The organism is Mycobacterium sp. IDR2000157661 (assembly GCF_022317005.1).
Taxonomy (GTDB): domain Bacteria; phylum Actinomycetota; class Actinomycetes; order Mycobacteriales; family Mycobacteriaceae; genus Mycobacterium.
Genome location: NZ_CP081006.1, coordinates 1,404,047 through 1,416,459 on the forward strand (window position 1 = coordinate 1,404,047; position 12,413 = coordinate 1,416,459).

Consider the following 12,413-nt stretch of genomic DNA (forward strand, 5'->3'; position numbering starts at 1 on the left):
ACCCACCGGCGGGGCGAGAGGCATCACCGGAGCCGGCGATGCGAGGCCGACGGGTCGTCGATCAGCTTCCCGACGCCGGGCGCAGCAACGGCTAATCGCGCTTCTTGTTGCCGTTGCCATTACCGTTGCCGCGACCGCCATTGCCCTTCTTGCCGTCGTCATCGCCGTCCTCGAACACCGGGGTGTACGCCGGTTGCGGAGGAGGGGGCGGCGGAGGGGGCGGCGGGGTGGCCGCCGGGCTGCTGGTGCTGACCGGCTCGGTGACCTGGGTGGTGGACGAGGGGTCGGTTGCCAGTGCCAACACACCCACCGTCAACGCGACGAAGACACCGGCTGCGGCGAGGAACTTCTGGTTGCGGGTGAGTCGGCGGCGCCGGCGGTTGGGGACGAAGTACGCCGCACCGGGGGCGACGAAGGTGCCCGGTGCGCCGACCGGCACCGGCTCGTCGAGAATCTTGGTCATCGGACGCGCCCCGGCCGTCTGGGCCGCGCCTGCAAAGAGTGCGCTACGGCTCCCGCCCAGCGCGGCGCGCATCTGCTCGGCGGAACCGAACCGCTGCCGGGGGTCCCGTGCCATCGCGCGGTCGATCACGCCGACCAGCGCCGGATCGAGATCCGGACGCACGGCGGCCAGCGACGGGGGCGGGGCATCGATGATCGCGCGCGCCAGTGTCGCAGGATTGTCCTGCGGATACGCCCGCCGACCGGTCAGTGCCTCGTAGCCGATGACTCCGACGGCGTACAGGTCGTCGGCGACCGAAGCCGGGGCACCCGAGATGCGCTCGGGGCTCATGTAGGCCATCGTCCCGATGATCTGGCCGGTCATCGTGTGGGCCGCTCCCGCCGTCTTGGCGATGCCGAAGTCGGCGACCTTCATCGTGGTGCCGTCGCCGGCGACCAGGATGTTGCCCGGTTTGATGTCGCGGTGCAGTACCTCGGCGCCGTGCGCGACGCTCAGCGCGGCGAGCACGTCGGCAAGGGCTGCCCGCACCTGATTCGGCGGCACCGGCCCGGTCGCGATGCGGTCGTGCAGCGTGTCCCCCGGCAGCCGTTCCATGATGATGAAGGGCCTGCCGTCGTCGTCACCGCAGTCGTAGACGCTGACGATGTTCGGATGGCTCAACGCCGCCGCAGAGCGAGCTTCGTCCTCGAAGCGGCGGCGGATGTCGGGCTGGGCGCTGAGCGCAGGGTGTAACAGCTTGACGGCAACAGCACGGTTGAGGCGGGTGTCCCATCCGTCGCGCACCTCGGCCATCCCGCCACAACCGAGGACTCCCCTCAACTCATAGCGGCCCAACAGCATTTCGCGGCTGGACATGGTCATGAACTGCCCCCTGCACGTCGACAGTAAACCTCCGACAGTCCATCACAGCACATCAACCACACCAGCCACTCCCGTGAAACGCCGCTTCAAGCGGTGAACCAGTGGACCACGCGCATCCAGCTAGCGCGGCCGCAGCGCCGCGGCGGCCGACCCGACCGCGTCGGTGACGGCGGTGACCATCGGACTGTGGACCTTCCAGCATTGCCAGAACAGCGGAACCTCGAGATGGGCCCGCGAGATCCTGACGAAGGAGCCGTCCGCCAGCAGGTCGGCGGCCAGCGCCTCCGGGTACATCCCCCACCCCAGCCCGGCGCGCACCGCGGCGCCGAAGCCCTCCGCGGTCGGGACGAAATGCTGCGGCCTGGCGATGTGACGTCGGAAAACCTTGCGCACCAACATATCCTGCAAGGCGTCATCGCGATTCCAGGCCAGCGACGGCGCCCGCCCCGCTGCCGCGGCGGTGAAGCCGTCCGGAAGATACCGTCGCACGTACCGCGGATTGGCCACCGGCACGTACCGCATCACGCCGAGGGGTCGCACCACGCAGCCCGACACCGCGCTGCGCTCGGTGGTCACCGCACCCATCACCACGCCCTCGCGCAACAGCCGTGCGGAGTGGTCCTGGTCCTCGATGCGGATGTCGAAGCGAACATCGCCCAGCTCGGCGAATACCGCGGTGAACCAGGTGGCCATCGAGTCGGCGTTGACCGCCAACGCTATTCTCGGCGTGTCGACGTTGCCGCCGCCCATCTCGGCCAGTGCCTCGGACTCCAGCATCAGCGTCTGGGCCGCCAGCCGCAACAACGGCGCTCCGGCCGGTGTCGCCGAACACGGCTTCTCCCGCACCACCAGCACCTGGCCCACCCGCTGTTCGAGGGCCTTGATGCGCTGGCTGACCGCAGAGGGTGTGACGTGCAGCGTCGCCGCCGCGGCGTCGAATGTTCCGTGTTCGATCACCGCCGCGAACGCCGCGAGCTGTTGGCCGTCGATTTGCACCTCAACGATGCTAATGCCGAGACGAAATCCTTAGCCGTTCTGTTTAGCCGACACGGGTTCTGCGGTTCTGCCGAGCAACGTAGCGGCCAGCACCCTGCGCAGCGCGATGACGACGGCCGCGACGGCGATGACGTCCCAGGACGCGTCGGCGCTGAGACGAAGCAGTCCGGCCGCGAGCAGGAGGTCGAGCAGGACGTGCAATGCAGGACCAAGCCTTCGGAAGATGACCAGCACAGCCGCGGACAAGACGAGCGCGCAAGCCGCCACCAGCCACGACAGATCGACAGCCCAGGCCATGTCAGGAGGACGTCGGTTCGTCCGTGGCCGAGCTGGACCGTCTTCGCAGCGCCTCCTGTTCCGTGGCGATCTCTTTCGCCAGGAAGAAGTTCAGCGCGGTCCGGATGGCCGCGATGGCCGCGAGCTTGCCGATCTGGTCGAACGAGGGCGAGATGGCCGTGCGCAAGATGTCGGCAGCGAGTTGAAACTCGAGCCCCAGCGCCAGGAATCGCCCCAACGTCAACCGAACCGAGGAGAACTGGCCGGCGTCGCGTCGCAGCATCGAGACGGTGAAGCGACCGACCGCGATCAGGGCACCGATGAAGATGATGACCGCACCCGCAGCCTCCACCAATCGCACCATCGAGTCGACGACTGTCCGCAGCGTCGACTCCGGCAGGATCTCCAGGGCCAGCAGCTGTGTCCGCATGCCCTAGAGCTTTTCACCTGTGTGGCACTTCCGAGCGCCGCATCACCGAGCCCGTCGCGTGAGCTCCGAGCGGTTCTCGACTTCTGCCAACGCGGAATGATCACCCAGGTCGTCCTCGCTGATGACGCTCAGCGATCCGTCCGACTCCAGTACGACGGCCGCGATGGCGTTTAGATCTCCCTGCCCCGAGGACCGTGCCGCTTGGCGGATGTCGGCCGGATTGATCCGCGCCTTGCGCATCTCGTCGGTGAGGAAGCGGCCGTGCGTGAGCAGCAGGGTGGGGCACGAGGTCACGATCGAGCGACCCCTCTTCAGTCGAGAGGCGATCAGCGCAACACCGGTCTGCAGTACTGCGAGCAGCGCCAGTGCCGTCACGCCTTCGGCGATCGCCACATCGGAGCTGAGGAAGATGGTGGCCAGGGTGGAGCCGACCGCGACCGTCACCACCAAGTCGAAGGCGGTGAGCTTGGCCAGTGTTCGCTTGCCGAAGACACGCAGCAGGACAACCACCGCGACATATGCGGTGACGCCGGCGAGCACCACGCGCAGGATGCCGGTCCAGTCGTCGAACCACATGAGAACTCCCCCTGGTCGGTCGAGTCAGGCGGCCGGTAGTTCGCTGCAGACCCGCTGCCGGATGCGGCACAGGGTGTCGTTGAGCAATCGGGAGATCTGCACCTGGGACACATTGAGCCTCTGAGCCACCTCGCGCTGGGTGAGGCAGTCGAAGAAGATCATGCCAACGACCGCGCGCCGCCGCGGGTCGAGTTCGGCCAGCGCGTCGTGGACCACCATCAGATCCTCGACATGGCCGAGGCGCGGATCGTCGCAACCCTGTAACGAGCCCAGGGTGTCATTGGTCGTCGACTCCGCCGCGCCCACGGGGGAATCGAGGGACAGCGGCTGATACGCCCAGTTGGCGTTCTGCGATTCGGCGAGTTCCTCGGGGCTCACGTCGAGTTCTCGGGCGAGTTCGTCGTTGGTGGGCGCGCGGCACAGTCGTTGCGACAGGGTGTTCACAGCGTCTCGCAGGCGCATCTGCGTCTCCTGCATCCGGCGCGGCACCCGCACGGTCCAGGTGTTGTCGCGGAAGTACCGCTTGAGCTCGCCCCGGATCGTCGGCACCGCCAACGACAGGAAGTGCCCCCGGTTCGGGTCGAAACGGTCGACGGTGTGGATCAAGCCGATGCGGGCGACCTGCAGCAGGTCTTCGGGAGGTTCGCCGCGGCCGACGAACCGCCAGGCGATGCGGTCGGCGATCGGCATGCACGCGGTGATGATGCGGCGGCGCCAGCGTTGTCGCTCGACGTCGTCTGAGCTGTCCGCCATCCGGCGGAAGAGCTCGTCGATGTCGATCCGCTCGGAGGCGACGGTTTCCACCGGTTCGTGCTCAGGCGGTGGAGCCGCGGGCCGGTCGGCTGCCTGGGCAGTCACTGGGCCGGGTGGCTGCGGGCGACTGAGCGCGACGGTCATGGTGGTCTCCTCGGTCGGGGATCGGTCCTGCTCGGGGCCTACCCGGTCCCCGAGAGACCGACGCGATCGGGTTGCAATCGTTGCCAAACCGCAATAAATGCCACGTCGCCAACATCGATCATGCCGATCACCGGCATGTATGAACGCCCGAATGCAGGGAACTAAGGCTCGAGACAAGAGGTGGTGATGACGATGACAGACCGCTCGAAGGACCTGCGGCGAGAGCAGCTCGGCGCTGTCGCCTCCTTCGCATCCGGCGGGCTGCTGCTCGCCAGCGCTTTCATGACGGCGTTGCTGGGCGTTTCCGCCATGTTCATCAACGAGCTGATCGTGATCGAGCCGGCGTGGGTGTTCCGGCTGAACGTCGAGATCTGGGGCTGGATTCACATCGGACTCGGGGTGGCGATGGCGTTGGTGGGCCTGGCCGTGATGTTCCGTTGGCTGTGGGCGCGTGTCGCAGCGATCAGCGTGTCGCTGGCCTCGATGGTCCTGTTCTTTCTCTGGCTGCCGTACTACCCGGTGTGGTCCGTCGTGGTGATCGCCCTCAACGTGGTGATCATCTTCGCCATCGTCACGTGGGACACCCCGGCGGCGCAGCCGTCGGCGGATTGAACGACGCAGGCCCGTAGATGTCGACGAGGTCAGACGACGGTCTGGTTCCCGTCGGCGTGCAGAGGGCGGCCGCCTGGATCTGGCGGCTGCTGCTATTCCTGCTGGCTGCGGTGGTGCTGGTCTGGCTGCTCAAGCGCTTCAACCTGATCGTGGTGCCCCTCGCGGTGGCGCTGATCTTGAGTGCGCTGTTCCTTCCGGCCGTCGACGCTCTCAACAGGCACAAGGTGCCACGCGGTCTGGCCGTCACTCTCGTTCTGCTCGGCGGTTTAGGTGCTCTCGGCGGCCTGTTGGCCTTCGTGGGCACCAGAATGATCGACGGCTTACCGGAGTTGTTCGAGCAGATCACCGTCAGCATCGATTCCCTGAGACGCTGGCTGACAGACGGACCGTTGGAACTCAGCGAGCGCCAGATCGACAGCTTCGTCAACTCCGCGATCACTGCGCTTCAGGACCAGCAGGCGCGCCTGACCTCCGGTGTGCTGTCCACGGCCAGCGCGACCACGCAGTTCGTGGGCGGCGTCTTCATCGCGATCTTCGCGCTTGTCAGTTTTCTCCACGGCGGACGGCACATCTACCGCTCGATCACCACCGTGTTACCCGCATCGGTGCGGGACCGGGTCCGGGATGGCGGTGTAGCCGGCTTCACCGCCCTGACGAGCTTCATCCGCGCCACCTTCGTGGTCGCGTTCGTCGATGCGGTCGGCATCGGGGTGGGGCTGGTCATCTTGGGGATCCCACTGGCGCTGCCCCTCGCATCGCTGGTGTTCCTAGGCGCCTTCATTCCCTTCGTCGGCGCGGTGGTGACCGGATTTCTGGCCGTGGTGGTGGCGTTCCTGGCCAAGGGCTGGGTGTTCGCGCTGCTCACGCTGGCGCTGGTGCTAGCCGTTCAGCAATTGGAGGGCAACGTCCTGCAGCCCCTCATCATGGGCAAAGCAGTGCGGTTGCATCCGCTGGCCGTGCTCGTCGCGTTGACTGCCGGTGCGGTCGTCGCGGGTGTGGCCGGGGTGCTGCTTGCGGTGCCGGCGCTGGCCTTCACCGACCGCGCGGTGCGAGCCCTGGCCGCGGCACAGTCCGCCCAGACGCCCGCCGGTGCGGCCGCGGAACCCTAGTCAGCGCGGCGGCGGCCAGAGCGCGGCCACCACCCTGCCCCCGTCGGGCTTCTCTCCGGCGGCCGCGGCGAACACCTCCAAGGCATCGGCCAACCTGTCCCGGTCACCGACCGGCATGGTGGCCAACACCTTCTCGATTGCGGTGCGGCGCTGGCGCGTCACCTTCTGCACCAGACGTCGGCCGGCTGCGGTCAGGGTCAAGGTGACGTTGCGGCGGTCGAATTCGGCCTCCCGCCGGTTCAGCAACCCCGCTCGAGTCAACCGATCACAGGTTCTGCTGGCGTTGGAGGGATTGACGTCCAACTCGGCCGCCACCGATGCCAGATTCATGGGCCCGCGGGTGTGCACCAGCACCAGCACCCGCCATTGCGGAACCGTCACCACATCTTCGACGGCGGCCAGCGATGTGGCGGCAATACCGACCAGCGCGCGCGAGGCGCGCAACACCGCGTCCACCTGGTCGGTCATCAGCCCGTTGTCACTCCTGCGGGTCTTCTGCGGCGCGGCCATGCCCGTAATCTTCACCGTCGTTGTCGGTCAACGCAACTCACTCCCCTCGGCGCGTCGGGTTGGTTCGCTTCGGTCGTCAACAGTCGGTACGAATGACGAACTCCGCCGTGGTGGTATCGGAGGGGTCACGAAGGTAGTAGCCCTTGGCGGTACCGGTGACACGGAAGGTGCGATTCGTGACCTCGGCATCGGCGCTTCCGACCGTGCCGTCCCAGTAGCTTCCGGTGAAGCCGCCCAGTCGCTCGAGCATGACGCCCCGCGCGACGACCGTGTCCCCCGTCTGTACGAGCGCGGTGAAGCCCGGCGTCTCTTCCAGTGTTTCGATGCGCCAGTCCCACCTGACCTGTTCACACCGAACCGGGAGTGGCTCACCGACTTCGACTCCGTTGATCTGCACCACGGCGGTATGGGTGCCGATCGCCTTGTAGCCGCTCGAGCATCCCGACACGACGAGCACCGCCGCACCGGCGGCGGCGAGCGCGGGAACCAGTCTGTTGCTGCTCATGCGGGAAGGTACCCACGGCGGCCCTGCGTGATACCGGGTTCGCGCCGCTGCGGCCCGCCATTACAGGTATGACCGACGCCGCAGAGGGTACGAAGTGCGCATGCGATTGATTGCCGTGTTCGTCGGTGTCGTCATGCTGATCGCCGGCGCGATAGGACTGTTCGCACCGGTGTCGGTCTCACCCGAACTGCGAACCGTCGACTGTGGGACTGCGGTCTCCCCTGACCTGTCGGATGCGCGGGCCCTCGATGACGGCAACGCCGCCAACATACCGGTCCCCGGGGGAGTCATCGTCGACATCAACTACACCGAGCTGTGCCGAATGCAGTTGGAGGACCGACGCATTCTGGCCATCACCGTGCTCGCGAGCGGCGTGTTCGTTCTCGTGGTGGGAGCCGGGGTCGCGGCGCTGTCGCGGTCACGGCAGCGTGCCGCCTGAAGGCGAGTGTCGACCGGCCGGTGACCGGTACACCTCGTTCCCGGTCAGCGTCGCCCGACCGTCGTCCGATGCGGGTCGCGTAGGGCAGCGGCCAACGCCACACCCGCGAGGATCGACCCCAGCACGCCCATGGCGAGGTCGGCGATGGTGTCGCCGTATCCGACAGCGATCCGTACGGCGGTGAACGTCCCGACCGACAACTCGTAGAGTTCCCAGACCACGCCGAGAGTGGCCCCGAGGAAGGCGACCTGGACGACGACCGCAGCGCCGGAGAACTGGTGGCCCTCGGGCGTCCACGCTGCGCGTAGCAGCAGGACGAAGACGGTGAGGGCAAGGGTGCCGGTCGTGACGGCGTGCACCATCCAGTCCAACCACATGACATCTCGGTACCAGTTGAACACCGAGGCGAACGTGGCCAACGAAAGCGCCACACACACCGCGAAGTCGACGGGTTCGGGGAGGCGCGCGATCCGCGGGATCAGCAGGGCAAGGAACACCACCAGAAGTCGCACGGCGCCCTCGGCGCTATCCGAGAACAGGGCGATCGGCACCGTTCCCAGCACCGTTGCCCGCAGCACATCGGCGGATGTGCGCAGGGCGCGTGGAGTCGTTTCGTAGGTGGAGTGCATATGCCACCCTCCTGCTCGGTTGACTGCGACGTGGGTTCGGCCGATGAGACGTACCTGCGCCACTACCCCAGGCGTGCCCACGATGTCGCCGAGTGATTCACGCAGGCCGGAACCCGCGTCGGCGGTATGCGCCTTGCCATTAGCAGAACTAATCTGTAGTGAGATTATTTAGCTGTACTGGTGTCGGTCGGGTGCCTACCTTCGACGACATGGCTTCACCCCTGGTCGTCGGCTTCCTGGCTTCGCTGACGTTGATCGCTGCGATCGGCGCCCAGAACGCGTTCGTGCTGCGCCAGGGTGTCCGCGGTGAGCATGTGCTCGCGGTGGCCGCGGTGTGCACGGTTTCGGACGTGGTGCTGATCGCGGCGGGCATCGCAGGATTCGGCGCCCTCATCGGCGCGCACCCGAGCGCGTTGACCGCGGTGAAACTGGGCGGCGCCGCCTTCCTCGTCGGTTACGGAGCGCTGGCCGCACGACGTGCGTGGCAACCGACGGCGCTCGTCCCGGCACGGCACGGATCGGCACGCCTTCTCGAGGTGTTGCTCACCTGCCTAGCGCTGACATGGCTCAATCCGCACGTCTATCTCGACACCGTCGTCTTGCTCGGCGCGCTGGCCAACGAGCACCGCGACGGGCGCTGGCTGTTCGGCGTCGGTGCGATCATCGCGAGCGCGGTCTGGTTCTTCAGCCTCGGCCTCGGCGCGCGCCGGCTCGCGCGGGTGTTGGCCACGCCGACGACGTGGCGGGTACTCGACGGGCTGATCGCCGTGACGATGGTCGTACTGGCTGTGTCCCTGCTACTGACCTGACACAATCCCTGCCATGGGGGTCACACACGAAAGCCTCGGTCTGCGCGACCGCAAGAAGCTGCGCACCCGCGACACGATCCGCCGGGAGGCGATCCGGCTCATCGAGGCCAACGGCTACGCCGCCACCACGATCGAGCAGATCGCCGAAGCGGCCGATATCTCACCGAGCACCTTCTTCCGCTACTTCCCGACCAAGGAAGCCGTGCTGATGGCCGACGACCTGCAGCGGCTGTTCCTCGCCGTCCTCGCCCGGCAACCGGCGACCCTGTCATCGCTCGCCGCATTCCGCAGCGCCCTGGAGATCGCCGTCGCCACGCTCTCCGAAAGCGACTGGGCGTTCGAGCGAGCCAGACAGCGAGTGGTGTTCTCGGTGCCCGAGCTGAAAGCGGCCCAATTCGACGCCTACCTCCAATCCTCCAAGCAACTCGTCGCGACCGAGAGCCGCCGGTTGCGCCGCGACCTCGACGAGCTCGAGGCACGAGCGTTCTACGCCGCGCTGACCGGCGCTCTGATAGCGGCGATCGACCGCGCCCAGGGATCAGCCGAGGGCGACATGTACCGAGTGCTCGACTTCGTCGAGGCCGGTATGCCGGTCTCATCCGGTGGTGAAGTGAAGAACTGAACCGGCTCCCGTGTACGACACGACGGCGGGATGGGGTGGGGCCTGACTGGAACCGTCACCGGAACCTCCGGCTAGTTTCGGTCAGAAGTGGGCAATCATGGGTCATGCCAATCAAAGCCGTCTTCATCACCGGAGCCGCCGCCGGAATCGGGCGAGCGACTGCGCTCACGTTCGCACGCAATGGGTTCGTCGTGGGCTGCTACGACATCGACGAGGTTGGTCTCAAGACGCTCGCCGACGACATACAGGGGCTGGGCGGGACCGTACACACCGGCCATCTCGATGTGACGGATCCGGACGAGATGAGTCAGCGTGTCGGCGAATTCGCCGCAGCAGTCGGTGGCCGACTCGACGTGATGATCAACAATGCCGGAATTCTGCGGGCAGGACGCTTCCAAGAATTGGACCTCGCCGGTCACTTCAAAGAGATCGACATAAACGCAAAAGGGGTTGTGAACGGCATGTACGCGGCATTCCCCTATCTGTGTAAGAGGCGGAGGTCCGTCGTCGTCAACCTGGCATCGGCTTCGGCGATCTACGGTCAGGCCGAGCTGGCGAACTACAGCGCTACCAAATTCTTCGTCCGCGGCATCACGGAGGCGCTCGACATCGAGTGGAACCGCTACGGGATCCGCGTCATCGCGATGTGGCCGCTGTACGTCCAGACCGCGATGACCGACAACGTCAAGACCGGCACCACCGATTCGCTCGGCATCCGGTTGACCGCTCAGGACATCGCCGATGCGATCCTCGAGGCCGTCGAGCCGCCGTTCCTTCGCCGCGCGATCCACCAGGTGCACTTCCCCGTCGGGTCGCAGACCAAGGTTATGGCCACGGGTTCGCGGTTCTCCCCCAGCTGGCTGACCCGGCTGGTCAACAAGAAGCTCTCGCACAGCTAGTGCTCATGTGAGGAGCGAAGACAACAGATGTTCCGCATGACGGTGGACGACGTCTTCGTCATCCACCGTCATCTTGTAGTTCGTCGTGCGCCGACATCGGCTCGCGGGTGGTTACGCTCGCTCAGTGTCCACGCGGCTGACCCGGCGAGCCTTCCTGACGACCACCGCCGGCGTGGCGCTGGTCGTCGCAGGCTGCAGTTCGACCAAGCCGGGGGCGGTCGCCGACGACGGGTCGGTCACCGTCGCGCACGTGTTCGGCGAGACCCGGATTCCGGCGCCGCCGAAGCGTGTGGTCAGCGCCGGCCTGACGGGACAGGACGACCTGCTGGCCCTGGGCGTCATCCCGGTCGCCGTCACGGTCTGGTTCGGCGGCGAACCGTTCGGCGTATGGCCCTGGGCCCAACCGATCCTCGGTGATGCCGAGCCCACCGTGCTCAGCCTCGCCGACGGTGTCGCGGTGGATCAGATCGGTGCGCTGCGGCCCGATCTGATCGTCGCCACCAATGCCGGACTCGACCAGGAAACCTACGCAAGGCTGTCAGCCATCGCGCCGACCGTCGCACAGTCCGGCCGCCATGCCTTCTTCGAGCCGTGGCAGGACCAGGCCGCCACGATCGGGCAGGCGGTGTTCAAGCACGACGACATGCAGGCGCTGATCGCTTCGGTGGAGTCGAAGTTCACGGCGGTCGCCGAGGCGAACCCCCAGTTCGCCGGTACGCGGGTGCTGCTGCTGGCAGGCGCGCTGCGAGACGGCGAACCGCAACCGCTGACGCCGCGGTGGCGCAACGATTTCCTGTCTCAGATGGGGTTCGGCGTCGCCGACGGTGTGGACGACGCCGACCTGCTGATCTGGGCGACGGAGAGCGACGAGGAGCAGGCCGCGCTGTTGGCCGATCCGTGGGTCGCCCAGTCGGGGAAGCGCAACCTGTTCACCGGCAAGCAACTCGCGGGCGCCATCGCGTTCGCCTCGCCGCTGTCCTATCCGGTGGTGGCCGACCAGTTGCCGGCGCGCATCGCGGCAGCGCTCGCCTGACAGGATGGCCGGGTGAGCGCCACCCTGGAAAAGCAGCACCGCGGGTTCGCCACGACCGGATCGGCCTACTATCCGACCCTCGTCGCGGTGTTCACCGGCCTGGTGCTCATCTCCAACGTGGCTGCCACCAAGGGCATCGCGTTCGGGCCGATCGTCGGCGACTGGTCGCTGATCACCGACGGCGGCTTCTTGGTCTTCCCGCTGACCTACGTGATCGGCGACGTCCTGTCGGAGGTGTACGGGTTCCGGGCTACCAGGCGGGCCATCTTCATCGCCTTCGCGATGGAGGCGCTGGCTGCGTCCACGTTCTGGCTGACCGCCGTGCTGCCACCCGCCGACTTCTACACCAACCAGGCGGCATTCGAAGCGGTGGTCAAGCCGTTCACGCAGTTGGTCATCGCTGGCCTGGCCGGCTTCATCGTCGGCCAGACGCTCAACGCCTACGTGCTGGTGCGCATCAAGGCCCGCGTCGGGGAGAAGCAACTGTGGGCCCGGCTGATCGGCTCGACGGTGGTCGGCGAGTTCGCTGACACCCTCGTGTTCTGCAGCATCGCCGCCACTGCGATCGGCATCAGCACGTGGCGCGACTTCGGTGTCTACGTGGCGTTGGGCTGGATGTACAAGACCGGCGTGGAGGTGGTCGTACTACCCGTGACGTACCGCGTGATCGCCTTCATCAAACAGCGCGAGCCGACGTACGAGCCCGCCGTTTGAGGCTTCGTTAAGGCTCCTCTGGCAAGGTTCACA

General features: G+C 66.8%; 17 protein-coding genes. 8 read left to right on the plus strand and 9 right to left on the minus strand.

Features of this window, described 5'->3' with window-relative positions; genetic code table 11:
• Positions 1-91: 91 nt before the first annotated feature.
• The 6 genes from K3G64_RS07820 to K3G64_RS07845 form a co-directional block, all read right to left on the minus strand.
• Positions 92-1,318, minus strand: a complete 1,227-nt coding sequence (locus K3G64_RS07820; RefSeq protein ID WP_238950494.1) for a serine/threonine-protein kinase — start codon at positions 1,316-1,318, stop codon at positions 92-94.
• 126 nt (positions 1,319-1,444) lie between these two features.
• Positions 1,445-2,329: a LysR family transcriptional regulator ArgP gene (locus K3G64_RS07825; RefSeq protein ID WP_238950497.1), complete on the minus strand. Its 885-nt coding sequence runs from the start codon at positions 2,327-2,329 to the stop codon at positions 1,445-1,447.
• Between the two features lie 21 nt (positions 2,330-2,350).
• Positions 2,351-2,617, minus strand: coding sequence for a hypothetical protein (locus K3G64_RS07830; RefSeq protein ID WP_238890172.1), 267 nt, complete (start codon positions 2,615-2,617; stop codon positions 2,351-2,353).
• Between the two features lies 1 nt (position 2,618).
• Positions 2,619-3,026, minus strand: a complete 408-nt coding sequence (locus K3G64_RS07835) for a DUF1622 domain-containing protein (RefSeq protein ID WP_238890173.1) — start codon at positions 3,024-3,026, stop codon at positions 2,619-2,621.
• Positions 3,027-3,068: 42 nt separating this feature from the next.
• Positions 3,069-3,602, minus strand: a complete 534-nt coding sequence (locus tag K3G64_RS07840; RefSeq protein ID WP_238890175.1) for a DUF421 domain-containing protein — start codon at positions 3,600-3,602, stop codon at positions 3,069-3,071.
• A gap of 24 nt (positions 3,603-3,626) precedes the next feature.
• Positions 3,627-4,499, minus strand: a complete 873-nt coding sequence (locus tag K3G64_RS07845; RefSeq protein ID WP_238890177.1) for a sigma-70 family RNA polymerase sigma factor — start codon at positions 4,497-4,499, stop codon at positions 3,627-3,629.
• 186 nt (positions 4,500-4,685) lie between these two features.
• Here K3G64_RS07845 and K3G64_RS07850 point away from each other — a divergent pair, with 186 nt between their 5' ends.
• Positions 4,686-5,111: a DUF7144 family membrane protein gene (locus K3G64_RS07850; RefSeq protein WP_238890179.1), complete on the plus strand. Its 426-nt coding sequence runs from the start codon at positions 4,686-4,688 to the stop codon at positions 5,109-5,111.
• A gap of 17 nt (positions 5,112-5,128) precedes the next feature.
• Positions 5,129-6,220 carry an AI-2E family transporter gene (locus tag K3G64_RS07855; RefSeq protein WP_238890181.1) on the plus strand — a complete coding sequence of 364 codons (1,092 nt, stop codon included), beginning with the start codon at positions 5,129-5,131 and terminating at the stop codon, positions 6,218-6,220.
• Here K3G64_RS07855 and K3G64_RS07860 read toward each other — a convergent pair whose 3' ends face one another.
• Complete coding sequence (locus tag K3G64_RS07860) at positions 6,221-6,730, minus strand: MarR family winged helix-turn-helix transcriptional regulator (protein WP_238890182.1); 510 nt, start codon at positions 6,728-6,730, stop codon at positions 6,221-6,223.
• 76 nt (positions 6,731-6,806) lie between these two features.
• Complete coding sequence (locus K3G64_RS07865; protein ID WP_238890183.1) at positions 6,807-7,235, minus strand: lipoprotein LpqH; 429 nt, start codon at positions 7,233-7,235, stop codon at positions 6,807-6,809.
• A gap of 100 nt (positions 7,236-7,335) precedes the next feature.
• Here K3G64_RS07865 and K3G64_RS07870 point away from each other — a divergent pair, with 100 nt between their 5' ends.
• On the plus strand, positions 7,336-7,674 hold the full coding sequence (locus K3G64_RS07870) for a hypothetical protein (RefSeq protein WP_238890184.1): 339 nt from the start codon (positions 7,336-7,338) through the stop codon (positions 7,672-7,674).
• A gap of 44 nt (positions 7,675-7,718) precedes the next feature.
• Here the strand turns inward: K3G64_RS07870 and K3G64_RS07875 are convergent, their stop codons facing one another.
• A complete protein-coding gene (locus K3G64_RS07875) occupies positions 7,719-8,303 on the minus strand; it encodes a hypothetical protein (RefSeq protein ID WP_238890185.1) in 585 nt (194 codons plus the stop codon).
• Positions 8,304-8,512: 209 nt separating this feature from the next.
• Here K3G64_RS07875 and lysE point away from each other — a divergent pair, with 209 nt between their 5' ends.
• The 5 genes from lysE (at position 8,513) to K3G64_RS07900 (ending at position 12,380) form a co-directional block, all read left to right on the plus strand.
• On the plus strand, positions 8,513-9,112 hold the full coding sequence (lysE, locus tag K3G64_RS07880; RefSeq protein ID WP_238890186.1) for an L-lysine exporter: 600 nt from the start codon (positions 8,513-8,515) through the stop codon (positions 9,110-9,112).
• A gap of 13 nt (positions 9,113-9,125) precedes the next feature.
• Positions 9,126-9,734, plus strand: a complete 609-nt coding sequence (locus K3G64_RS07885; protein WP_238890187.1) for a TetR family transcriptional regulator — start codon at positions 9,126-9,128, stop codon at positions 9,732-9,734.
• A 104-nt stretch (positions 9,735-9,838) separates the two neighbouring features.
• Positions 9,839-10,633 (plus strand): SDR family oxidoreductase, encoded by a 795-nt coding sequence (locus K3G64_RS07890; RefSeq protein WP_238890188.1) that lies wholly within the window; start codon positions 9,839-9,841, stop codon positions 10,631-10,633.
• A gap of 124 nt (positions 10,634-10,757) precedes the next feature.
• Positions 10,758-11,666 (plus strand): ABC transporter substrate-binding protein, encoded by a 909-nt coding sequence (locus K3G64_RS07895; RefSeq protein ID WP_238890190.1) that lies wholly within the window; start codon positions 10,758-10,760, stop codon positions 11,664-11,666.
• A 12-nt stretch (positions 11,667-11,678) separates the two neighbouring features.
• On the plus strand, positions 11,679-12,380 hold the full coding sequence (locus K3G64_RS07900) for a queuosine precursor transporter (RefSeq protein ID WP_238890192.1): 702 nt from the start codon (positions 11,679-11,681) through the stop codon (positions 12,378-12,380).
• Positions 12,381-12,413 lie beyond the last annotated feature (33 nt).

Bases quoted from the DNA above. Each gene is read 5' to 3' on its own strand.
- K3G64_RS07820 (WP_238950494.1), bottom strand. From the start codon at position 1,318: ATGTCCAGCCGCGAAATGCTGTTGGGCCGCTATGAGTTGAGGGGAGTC.
- K3G64_RS07830 (WP_238890172.1), bottom strand. From the start codon at position 2,617: ATGGCCTGGGCTGTCGATCTGTCGTGGCTGGTGGCGGCTTGCGCGCTC.
- K3G64_RS07835 (WP_238890173.1), bottom strand. From the start codon at position 3,026: ATGCGGACACAGCTGCTGGCCCTGGAGATCCTGCCGGAGTCGACGCTG.
- K3G64_RS07840 (WP_238890175.1), bottom strand. From the start codon at position 3,602: ATGTGGTTCGACGACTGGACCGGCATCCTGCGCGTGGTGCTCGCCGGC.
- K3G64_RS07845 (WP_238890177.1), bottom strand. From the start codon at position 4,499: ATGACCGTCGCGCTCAGTCGCCCGCAGCCACCCGGCCCAGTGACTGCC.
- K3G64_RS07850 (WP_238890179.1), top strand. From the start codon at position 4,686: ATGACGATGACAGACCGCTCGAAGGACCTGCGGCGAGAGCAGCTCGGC.
- K3G64_RS07855 (WP_238890181.1), top strand. From the start codon at position 5,129: ATGTCGACGAGGTCAGACGACGGTCTGGTTCCCGTCGGCGTGCAGAGG.
- K3G64_RS07860 (WP_238890182.1), bottom strand. From the start codon at position 6,730: ATGGCCGCGCCGCAGAAGACCCGCAGGAGTGACAACGGGCTGATGACC.
- K3G64_RS07865 (WP_238890183.1), bottom strand. From the start codon at position 7,235: ATGAGCAGCAACAGACTGGTTCCCGCGCTCGCCGCCGCCGGTGCGGCG.
- K3G64_RS07870 (WP_238890184.1), top strand. From the start codon at position 7,336: ATGCGATTGATTGCCGTGTTCGTCGGTGTCGTCATGCTGATCGCCGGC.
- K3G64_RS07875 (WP_238890185.1), bottom strand. From the start codon at position 8,303: ATGCACTCCACCTACGAAACGACTCCACGCGCCCTGCGCACATCCGCC.
- lysE (WP_238890186.1), top strand. From the start codon at position 8,513: ATGGCTTCACCCCTGGTCGTCGGCTTCCTGGCTTCGCTGACGTTGATC.
- K3G64_RS07885 (WP_238890187.1), top strand. From the start codon at position 9,126: ATGGGGGTCACACACGAAAGCCTCGGTCTGCGCGACCGCAAGAAGCTG.
- K3G64_RS07890 (WP_238890188.1), top strand. From the start codon at position 9,839: ATGCCAATCAAAGCCGTCTTCATCACCGGAGCCGCCGCCGGAATCGGG.